The following is a 9,970-nucleotide window of genomic DNA, read 5'->3' as shown; positions in this document are numbered from 1 at the left end:
CCCGCCGGCCCGCCCGGCGGCACAGGCGGCCGGCGGGGGCGACGGCGGGGCCGCCGTGGTGGACTCCGCCGGGTGCGGGGCGGCGGCCGTCGCCGTCGCGGCCGGATACCGCAGGATCGTCGGGCGGCTGCCGGCCGGTTGGTCGGCGGACTCGGAGACGGTGAGCAGGGACCGGCCGTCGCGGCTGTAGGTGATCGACTCGCCCTGCGGCTCGTCGGGCAGCGGCGTGACCCGTGGGGTGCCACCGGTCAGCGCGCCGACCACGTCACCGCCGACCACGTCGTACTCGAACGCGTCGGCGTAGCTCCGCAGCACCACCCGGCGGCCGTCCGGCGCGTTCGCCGCCCCGGTGACGACGCCCCGCCCGAGGAACGAGAACGGGTTGCTGGTGGTGCTGGACGGAAGGACCACCCGGCCGACCGAGGCCAGCGGTGTGGTGACCCCCGGCTTCAGCGCGGTGGCCGGCGAGTACACCACGACGGTGCCGCTGCCGCCCTTCGTGATGATCAACGGCTGGCCGGCCGCGTCGAGCAGCAGCGCCTCGGCGTCGTGCGGATTGTCCGGGTACCTCATCCGGTACAGCACCGGCCGGTCCACCCCCGGCGCGAGCCGCCACAGCGCGATGGTCTCGCGGTTGCGGTCGTTGTCACCGGTGTCGGCGACCCAGATGGTGCCGTCCCGGCCGAGGGCCAGGTCCTCGGTGTCGCGGGGCCGGGAGGGGTAGCTGACCGTCCGCGCCACCGCGCAGCGCCGGTCCAGGAAGAAGATCCGGAGGCGGGCCTCGTCGTCGGCGCCGTCGTTGACCACCACGTACCCGTCGTCGGTGGCGACCATCCCGGAAATCTCGGTAAGCCGGTCGTCGCGGACCTGGCACACGGGCGCCCCCGCCGACGCCGCGCCGGCGGCCGCCGGGCCCGGCGACTGCACCGCGGCCAGCGGCACCGCGCCGGTGACGAGAGCCGCCAGCGTCGCCGCCGCGCGGACGTGCCGCCCCCTGGTCACCCAGCCGCGTACCCGCATCGCCCGCCTCCTCGCCGCGGCCGTTGTCCGGCCGTCCCGCCCATCCTGGCCGATCGTGACCAGCGGCGGCGACCATCCGCGCGGACCCGACGACATCCGCGCCGCCAACCGGGGGGCTCGCAGGGGGCGGACGCCGGTCCACCGGGACACGAGGTGGACCGGCGTCGGACCCGCTACCTCGTGGACCAGCGCTGCGCGCCGCTGCCGTTGCAGGTCCAGAGCTGGACGGCGGTCCCGTTGGCGGTGCCGGCCGATGCCACATCGACGCACTTGCCGACGCTGGTCAGCACGATCGCCCCGTCGGAGCGGAAGGTGAACCGCTGGGCGGCACCGCCGTTGCAGGTCCAGATCTGCACCCTGGTGCCGTCGGCGCTCGCGCCGCCCTGCACGTCCAGGCAGCGGTCGCCGTAGACCCGCAGCTCCCCGGCGGCGGTGCGGGTCCAGCGCTGGTTGGCGGCGCCGTGGCAGTCCCAGATGATGACCGGGGCGCCGGCGGTGGTGCTGGCGCCGGAGACGTCCAGGCAGCGCCCCGAGTTCGGGTTGAGCAGACCGACCGGGGTGCCGACCGGCGGTCCGCTCGGCGGGACGAGGCTGCCCGGCACCGATCGCAGCGCGTCGTACCACCGGGCGGCCATCTTGTCGTACCCGCCGGCGTTGGGGTGGACCCCGTCGGCGAGATCGGCGGTGCTCAGGGCCGCGTGCATGTCGACCAGGTGCACCCGGCTGCCCTTCTGCGCCACGATCCCGGGGATCGCCGCGTTGTACGTCTGCACCCGGGCCTGAAGATTCGGGTCGGACTCCGGGATGATGGTGGCGACGAAGAGCTCGACCTCCGGCGCCGTCGCCCTGATCTTGTCGATCAGCGCGGAGAGCCGGGCTGGCGCGTTGGCCAGGTTGTAGTTCTGGTTCACGTCGTTGGTGCCGATGTGCAGCAGGACCGTCTGCGGGGCGGTGGCCTGCAGCCAGCCGACGATGTTGGCGTCGAGCTGGTCGATGCGCCAGCCCGAGTGGCCCTCGTGGTCGTGGTCACCGAGGCTGGCCGGCCCGTTGAACTGCGAGCCGACGAAGTCGACGGTGTAACCGCCGCCGGCCAGCCGCTGCCACAGGTTGATCCGGTACCCACCGGGCACGTTGAACCCGTCGGTGATCGAGTCGCCGAGCGGCATCACGCGTACCCCGCCGTTCGACTCGGCCTGGGCGGGTGCGACCTGGGCCAACGCCAGTACGGCACCCAGGGCGAGCCCGAAGGCCCCGGCGGCGGCCCGTCGTGCGTTCCATCGCATGGTTGATCCCTCTCCTCGCGGGTCGTTCGGGACCGTCGTGGCACGCCGCCCGCCGAAAACGGCTACCACATCCGAACGGATCCATCGATGCTCGGCTATCAGACGGGTGGGCCGGACCCGGCCCGGCACGGCCGCGAGCCGAACGCCGCGCTGGCTGCGCCGAACGGTTCGCGGGGACCGGCGCCGCCACCGGATCTGTCGTACCCGTAGTCCATGATCGTGTCGTCGTAGCGGCACCGGCACCGGCCGGCGTGCGCACCACCCTGGATTCTTCTCGAAGTGGGAGGCCGTGACGTGACGAACGCCGACGGAGCCGACTGGCGGCGGCGCAGCGTGGTGGCGGTGGTGCCGCCCGCCCGCCCCCGCAAGCTGGCCAAGGTGCCCTTCGTCGAGCTGGCTGACGGCCGGTTGCAGGGCGTGGTCTCCAGCGGGTCGGACGTCGAGCGGGTCTACGTCTCGTCGGTCGCCGCCGGCACCCACGCCTACCAGTGCAGCACCAACAACAACCGGCCCTGCGGCGGCCTGCGCGGCATCCCGTGCAAGCACCTGCACGCGCTCGCCGACGAGGCCGTCCTCCAGTACGGCGTCGACCGGGTGGCCCGCTACCTGCGGGTCGACGTCGGCGACGGGCTGGCCGACGGCAGCGAGCTGCTGTCCCGGCTCGACGGCCAGCCCGAGCCCGCCTCGGCGGCGGTGGTGTTCAGTCGCTTCCTGCGCCACCTCTCCTACCTGGAGCTGCCCGTCAGCACTGTCGCGCTGCCCGAGCTGCACTGGTTCCCGGCCACCGGGTCCGGCCGCTGATGCGCGGCGCCCAGGTCGCGCGCCTGCATGCGGTCCCGGCCGGGTTGAGCGACGCGCTCGACGTGGTCGCCGGCTTCGACGACGCCCTCGCCGACGGCTTCGGTCGGATCGGCGAACGGGGCGCCGCGGCGCTCGCCGCGCTCGCCGACGCGCTGGCCGGCACCCCACTGGGTGGCCCGGTGACCGCCGCGGTCGACGCGGTCACCGCCGGATCGGTTACCCCGGAGCACCTCGCCGCGCTCGCCGGGGCGCGCTCGGCGCTGCTCGGCGCGGCACACGACGCCCTGCTCGGGCAGCTCGACGAGGCGTTGGGCCGCACCCGGTCGCCGTGGACGACGCCGACCACCGGGCCCTGCGAGGCGCCGCCCGCGCTCGCCGGAGCGCGGGCCTGGTGGCACGAGGTGGCGGTCACCGGCTGGCGTGGCGTCGACCACGAGCTGCTCTCCGCCGCCGCCGGGGTGGTCGAGGCCAGCCTGGCCGTGCCGGAGCTGCGCCGGATCGCGGTGCTGCTCGACGGGCTCGCCGCGGAGCTGCGGGCCTGCGTTCCGGTCGCCACCATGGCGCAGGTGCCGGCCCGCCGCTGGGCCGACCTGTGGGCCCGTGGCGTCCTGCTCACCGAGGGCGCACCGCCGACCGGTGAGGCGCCGGCGGTCTCCGGGCGGCTGTTGCCGCTCGGTGTGGACGTGCACAGTCACGACACCGCCGTGCAGGTCCAGCTGCACGCCGTCCTTGAGCCGGCGGACGGCGGGCCGGCGCTGCTGGTCCGCACGGCGGTCGCCGCCGCGAAGGTCGACACGATCGTCGGGCCGGCGATCTGGCGGCTGCTGTCGGCACACCCGCTGCTGCTCACCGCGCTGGCCGAGCGGCGGGCGCTGGTCGTGACCGATCTGCCGCTGCGCGGTGGCGACCTGGGCTGGGTCGATGACCGGGTCCAGCTCGACGAGCCCGCCGACCCGTTCGCCACCGCCCGGGTGCTGTTGCCGGCCGCGAGCACGGCCGCGACCGACCCCCTCGACCGGCACCCGACGGGCATCGCCGAGCCGGTGCTCGTCGAGGGCGCCGCGATCCGCGACGAGGACGGCACGCTCGGCATCGAGGTGGACGGCGAACGGGTCGTGCTGGCCGTCGACCGGCTGCCGGCCGCCGGCCCGCTGACCGGCGACCTGGTCGCCGCCGCGTCGGCCTGCCTGGGCCTCCTACGCTGGGACGACGGCCGCTGGCTGCTCCAGCCGTTGGCGGTCCGGGCGACTGTGAAGCGGCGGACGGTGCAGGCACACAACGGCGACTGGGCGTGCGGCGTCACCGATCCGAAGGTCGCCAAGGAGGAGGCCCGGGCGGGCGACGCCGTGGCCGTGCTGCGCGAGCGCGCGGGACGGTTGCTGCGCCGATGACCGCGCCGATCCCCACCGGCGGGTTCGCCGACGCCAACCGCCGTCAGGTCCTCTACTGGCGGCTGCTGTCCCGCCTCTTCGACCGCGACGAGCAGCCCGGCCTGGAGTCGGCGAGCGTGGCCGTGGTCGACGACCTCGGGCTGCCCGCCGCCCTGCTGGACCCGTCGGTCTCGGTGGACACCATCGTGCAGCGCTTCCCGGCACTCGCGGCAGAGCTGCGCGGCCTGCTCACCTCCGCCGAAGCCCAGCCGCACGACGACCAGCCGCACGCCGCCGAGCCAGACACCGCCGAGCCGCACGCCGCCGACCCGGACGCCGCAGCGCCGGAGGGCACCGGGCCGGTCGGGTCGGAGGGCGACGGCTCGGCCTACCGGCCGGGTGCGGCCGAGGTGCGCCGGGCGGCGCTGGTGTCGAAGGTGCTGCTGAACGTGTTCGCCACCGGCTCCGGTCCGGTCAGCGCCACCCAACTGGCCCGCTGGCAGTCCGACGCCGGCTGGTTCGAGCAGGCCCTCGGCTGCGAGCCCGGCGAGCTGCGCCGTCAGGGCGGCGGGCTGGGCGGCACCCTCGCCGGCCTGGAGGGTGACCTGGTCCGGCGGATGCACCTGCGGGAGGTGCTCGCCGACCCCGCGCTGGCCAGCCAGCTGACCCCGAGCATGTCGCTGATCGAGCAGTTGCTGCGCGACAAGGCCAACCTGTCCGGGGTGGCGCTGGCCAACGCGAAGGCACTGATCCGGCGCTTCGTCGACGAGGTCGCCGAGGTGCTCCGGACGCAGGTGCAACAGACCAGTGTCGGCGCCCTGGACCGGTCGGTGCCGCCCAAGCGGGTGTTCCGCAACCTGGACCTCGACCGCACGATCTGGCAGAACCTGACCAACTGGAGCCCGGACGACGAGCGGCTCTACGTCGACCGGCTCTACTACCGGCACACCGCGCGGCGTACCACGCCGTCCCGGCTCATCGTCGTCGTCGACCAGTCCGGCTCGATGGTCGACGCGATGGTCAACTGCACGATCCTCGCCTCGATCTTCGCCGGGCTGCCGAGGGTCGACGTGCACCTCGTCGCGTACGACACCCGGGCACTGGACCTCACCCCGTGGGTGCACGACCCGTTCGAGGTGCTGCTGCGTACCCAGTTGGGCGGCGGCACCGACGGCACGGCGGCGCTGACGCTGGCCCGGCCCAAGATCGCCGAGCCGAAGAACACGGTGCTGGTGTGGATCTCCGACTTCTACGAGGCCAACCACCAGGCGGTCTTCGACGGGCTCCAGGCCGTACACCGTTCCGGCGTCAAGGTCATTCCGGTCGGCTCGGTCAGCAGCTCCGGGCAGCAGAGCGTCAACCCCTGGTTCCGGCAGCGCTTCAAGGACCAGGGCACCCCGGTCATCTCCGGTCACATCCGCAAGCTCGTCGTCGAGCTGAAGAACTTCCTCACCTAGGAGAGCAACCCCTCATGTCCGAGATGCTGCGCGCCCCCGCCGAGGTCACGTACGCCGACGAGCTGGATTTCCTGGAGTCGGTCGACACCGGCCCGAAGCCGTTCTCGTGGCGCCTGAGCCCGCGCATGGTCCGGCTGTTCGTCCTCGGCTCGGAGCGGGCCGACGGCCTGTCCCGGGAGATCCCGCAGAAGTGGTTCGGCGACCGCAGTTTCGTCGAACGGGCCATCGTCACCCTCGCCTCGGACCGGGGTCTGCTGCTGATCGGCGATCCCGGCACCGGCAAGAGCTGGCTGGCCGAGCTGCTGGCCGCCGCGATCTGCCGCAACTCGACCCTGGTCGTGCAGGGCACCGCGGGCACGACGGAGGACCACATCAAGTACTCGTGGAACGTCTCCATGGTGATCGCCAAGGGCCAGTCCCGCGAGTCGATGATCCCCTCACCGATCATGACGGCGATGGAGCGTGGCGTGGTCGGGCGTTTCGAGGAGCTGACCCGCTCCACCAGCGACGTGCAGGACGCCCTGATCTCGATCCTGTCCGAGAAGTACGTCGCCATCCCCGAGCTGGACCAGGACAACATCGTCTTCGCCCAACCCGGTTTCTCGATCATCGCGACCGCCAACAGCCGGGACCGGGGCGTCAACGACCTCTCCTCGGCGCTCAAGCGGCGGTTCAACTTCGTGCGGATTCCGGTGGTGACCAACAAGCGCAGCGAGGCGGAGATCGTCCGGTTCCGCACCGAGGAGCTGCTGCGCCGGCACCGCATCGAGTTGGACGTCCCGCCGACCCTCCTGGACATCCTGTTGCAGAGCTTCGCCGACCTGCGCGCCGGCGCCGCCGCCGCGACCAGCGACGACGAGAAGTTGGAGTCGGCGCTGTCCACCGCCGAGCAGATCGGTGTGCTGGAGGACGCCATCCTGCACAGCCAGTTCTTCGGCGACCGTACGCTGCGCGCGGCGACGCTCGCCGGCTCGCTGGTCGGGTCGCTGGCCCGGCGCAGCCCGGAGGACCTGGCGATCCTCAACAAGTACCTGCACGGGGTGGTGGAGCCCCGGGCCCGCAAGGACGACGACGGGTGGGCGGGCTTCCTCGACGGCGGTCGTCAGGCGATCGCGTCCCTGTCGTGACCGCGTCCACCGTCGCCGGCCCGTTCGGCGCGCTCCGCGAGCAGCTCAGCGACGCGGCGGCCGCGTTCGCGGGCTCCGCCGACGCGCTCGGCGCGATCCTCGCCGGCATGGTCGACGACGTCGACCGGGCGCTCGGCGAGCGACTGGAGATCTTCCCGGTCTGCCACCACTCACCGGCCTCCGCGCTGGCCATGGTGCGCCGGCTGCGGGCCAAGCAGCCCCGGGTCATCTACCTGGAGCTGTGCGAAGATCTCCAACCGCTGCTCGGGGAGCTGCGCAACTGCCGTCTGCCCGTCGCGGTGCAGGCGTTCGCGTCGGAGCTGTCCGGCTTTCCCGCCGACTGGGGGCCGCTCAGCGTCGTCGCGCCGGTCACCGAGGCGTCGGCGGAGTACCAGGCCATCGCGTACGTGCTGGAGACCCCCGGCGTGGAGCTGGTGCTGGTGGACCGCTCCACCGACCACGTCTTTCAGTGGTCGCCGCGCGATCAGCCGACCGGCGGGAGCGGCGCGGCCGGGGCGACCGACGGGGGCGGCGCGGCCGGGCCGGCCGCCACCGGAGAGGAGTCCGGGCTGCACGGCGACGCCGTCGGGGTGGAGATCGGCGACCTGCGGCCCCGGTTCGCGGAGCTGGAGGCGTACCTGCTGCACCACGGCAAGGTGCGGCACTGGTCGGAGTGGTGGGACCAGTACGTGGAACGCCCGCTGGCCGACGCCGACCACGACACCTACCGGCAGGTGATGGTGCTGATCGGCAGCCTGTTCCGGCGGCTGCGCCCGGCCGGGGAGGATCGGCTGGACCGCGACGAGGATCGCGAGCGGTACATGTGGACGCGGATGCGTCAGCACCTCGCCACCTCCGGCGTCGATCCGGCCGACTGCCTCTACGTCTGCGGCGCGTTCCACGCCGCCAGCCGGGTCGAGCAGTTCGGGCTGGGCTCCACCGCGGACGACTTCGAGATCACCCCGCGCACCGACACCCGCTGGCGGTACGGCCTGATCCCGTCCAGCCATTCGGCGATCGAGGCCCAGTTCGGGCTGGCGCCGGGCTCGGTGTCGATCGCGGCGGCGACCTGGACGAAGGCGGTGGGCCGGCACGGGCTGTCCCCGTACCGGCTGGACGGCCAGCGCACCGGAACCAGCCGGGGGCGGCGGGGCCGGACCCCGACGGCGCCCTCCCCCGCCGGGCCGGTCAGCGACCGGCTCACCGGTTTCCTCGCCGCGGCGCCTGACCTGGACGGCCTGGACGAGGCGGAGCTGCGCGGCTGGTGCGTGGACATCGTCCGGCTGGCCCGGCGCAACGGGTACCTGGCCAGCACCGCCGACGCGATCGCCGTCTTCGAGACCTCGGTACTGCTGGCCGGCCTGCGCAACCGGGCCCGGCCCACCCCGTACGACTTCGCCGACGCGGCGGTCACCTGCATCGAGAAGGACGTGGTGCCCGGCCGGCGCGACGTCCGGCGGCTCTGCGAGATCCTGCTGGGCGGCGACCGGATCGGTCAGGTCGGCTACGACGCCCTCCCGCCGCTGGCCCGCGACGTGCTCGATCGTCTCCAGCCCCTCGGCCTGGCCCTGGAGAAGCGGACAGTGCAGCGGGCGCTGCTCGATCTGGCCGCCCAGCCGGAGCTGGGCCGCTGCTCGGACCTGCTGTGGATCCTGCGGCACCTGCTGCCACCGGCCGCGGTCCGCCCGATCATGGGCGAGCGTCGGCTCGGGCACCGTTCGGTCCAGGAGAGCTGGGACCTGGCGCTCGGCCGCCACCAGCGGGCGCTGATCGAGCTGGGCTACGAGGGCGTGACCGTCGAGCAGGTCCTGGAGCAGCGACTGCGGCGGGCGGTACGCGGCCCCGACGCCACCGCCGCGGGTGCGCTGGCCGCCGTCGAGGACGCCATCCGGCTGCTCGACAGCCCTCGTCTGGTCGACGAGTTGGGGGCGCGTGCGGTGGACCTGCTCGCCGCCGAGCGCACCGTCGACGACGCCCCGGACGTGCTGCGCCGCATCCGGCGCCTGCTGGCCCACTACCGGGCCACCGCGCCGACCCTTCCGCCCTGGTGCGCGGCGTTCGTGACCACCGGGTACGCGCACTACTGCACCCTGCTGCCGACCGCCATCGCCGCCGAGGAGACCGGGGTCCGGCAGGTCGGCGCGATGCTCGGCTTCCTGTTCTCCATGGAGGGCCTGGCGCTGTCGCTGGGCTGCGACCGGTCTCAGTTGGAGCTGGCCGTCGGGCAGTCGCACCCGACGGCGCCGGCGAAGGTCGCCCTGCTCTGGGCGGCCCGACACCAGCTCGGCCTGCTGCCGCTGGCCGAACTGCGGGCCCGGTGTGCCGAGCTGCTGGCCAACCCGCTGGTGGTGCCGGCCTTCCCGCAGTATCTGGCCGGGTTCGTGCACGCGCTGGAGCCGGTGCCCGCGCTGGCGCCGTTCGTCGTCGAGACGATGTCCACCGCCTTCGCCCGGCTACCCGACCCGGTGCTGCTGCCGTGGCTGCCGACCCTGATCACGACACTGCGGGACCAGGGGCCGGAGCTGGTCCCGCTGCTGATCCGCGAGGCGGGGCGCACCTTCCCGGAGGCGCTGCCGGAGCTGGATTCCTGGGTGCCGCCGTGGGTCGCGTCCCCGCCGCCGCCGGGAGTGGGTGCGCAGGAGGTGGGCGACATGCGCGCCGTCGTCGCGCCACGGGGTCGGGTGGGCGTCCTGGTCGCCGCGCATCCGGAGGCGGTCGACGCGATCGCCTCTCTGCTCGGACACGACGGCGGGTGGCTGCCGGTCACCGACGCTCCCGCCGACCCGGGCGGCGTGGCCGCGCTGGTGGCGAAGCATCCCGACACGGTCGAGGCCGTGGCCGCGCGAGTGCTGGCCCAGGCGTGAGCGCGACCACGGCGGGTAGGCAGCGGCCCGGCGGCACGTCGACACCCG

Annotated in this window: 7 protein-coding genes; 5 read left to right on the top strand and 2 right to left on the bottom strand. The window is 74.0% G+C overall.

Annotated features, from left to right (window positions below):
• On the bottom strand, positions 1 to 1,020 hold a 1,020-nt coding region (locus tag ABZU53_RS29855; RefSeq protein WP_355068893.1), incomplete at its 3' end, for a hypothetical protein.
• A gap of 173 nt (positions 1,021 to 1,193) precedes the next feature.
• Positions 1,194 to 2,303 (bottom strand): lectin, encoded by a 1,110-nt coding sequence (locus ABZU53_RS29850; protein WP_355068891.1) that lies wholly within the window; start codon positions 2,301 to 2,303, stop codon positions 1,194 to 1,196.
• A gap of 333 nt (positions 2,304 to 2,636) precedes the next feature.
• Between ABZU53_RS29850 and ABZU53_RS29845 the strand changes: the two genes are divergently transcribed.
• Genes ABZU53_RS29845 through ABZU53_RS29825 form a run of 5 tightly spaced genes read left to right on the top strand, consistent with a single transcriptional unit; the run spans position 2,637 to position 9,922 of the window.
• Positions 2,637 to 3,104, top strand: coding sequence for a hypothetical protein (locus ABZU53_RS29845; RefSeq protein WP_354855119.1), 468 nt, complete (start codon positions 2,637 to 2,639; stop codon positions 3,102 to 3,104).
• The gene (locus ABZU53_RS29840; protein ID WP_355068889.1) at positions 3,104 to 4,495 is read left to right on the top strand and encodes a hypothetical protein; all 1,392 of its coding nucleotides are present in this window, start codon (positions 3,104 to 3,106) and stop codon (positions 4,493 to 4,495) included. The genes ABZU53_RS29845 and ABZU53_RS29840 overlap by 1 nt, the downstream gene beginning before the upstream one ends.
• Positions 4,492 to 5,931, top strand: a complete 1,440-nt coding sequence (locus tag ABZU53_RS29835) for a VWA domain-containing protein (protein WP_355068887.1) — start codon at positions 4,492 to 4,494, stop codon at positions 5,929 to 5,931. The genes ABZU53_RS29840 and ABZU53_RS29835 overlap by 4 nt, the downstream gene beginning before the upstream one ends.
• Before the next feature lie 14 nt (positions 5,932 to 5,945).
• Entirely contained in the window at positions 5,946 to 7,058 is a 1,113-nt protein-coding gene (locus tag ABZU53_RS29830) for an AAA family ATPase (RefSeq protein ID WP_234582269.1), read from the top strand.
• Positions 7,055 to 9,922 (top strand): DUF5682 family protein, encoded by a 2,868-nt coding sequence (locus ABZU53_RS29825; RefSeq protein ID WP_355068886.1) that lies wholly within the window; start codon positions 7,055 to 7,057, stop codon positions 9,920 to 9,922. Before ABZU53_RS29830 ends, ABZU53_RS29825 begins: the two co-directional genes overlap by 4 nt.
• Positions 9,923 to 9,970 lie beyond the last annotated feature (48 nt).

Source organism: Micromonospora sp. NPDC005194 (assembly GCF_040608335.1).
Classification (GTDB): Bacteria; Actinomycetota; Actinomycetes; order Mycobacteriales; family Micromonosporaceae; genus Micromonospora.
The sequence above is the reverse complement of the archived record's forward strand: the minus strand, read 5'-3'. Positions and strand labels throughout refer to the sequence as shown.

Excerpts from the sequence above, each read along its gene's own strand:
- ABZU53_RS29835 (WP_355068887.1), top strand. The coding sequence starts at position 4,492 with ATGACCGCGCCGATCCCCACCGGCGGGTTCGCCGACGCCAACCGCCGT.
- ABZU53_RS29850 (WP_355068891.1), bottom strand. The coding sequence starts at position 2,303 with ATGCGATGGAACGCACGACGGGCCGCCGCCGGGGCCTTCGGGCTCGCC.
- ABZU53_RS29840 (WP_355068889.1), top strand. The coding sequence starts at position 3,104 with ATGCGCGGCGCCCAGGTCGCGCGCCTGCATGCGGTCCCGGCCGGGTTG.
- ABZU53_RS29830 (WP_234582269.1), top strand. The coding sequence starts at position 5,946 with ATGTCCGAGATGCTGCGCGCCCCCGCCGAGGTCACGTACGCCGACGAG.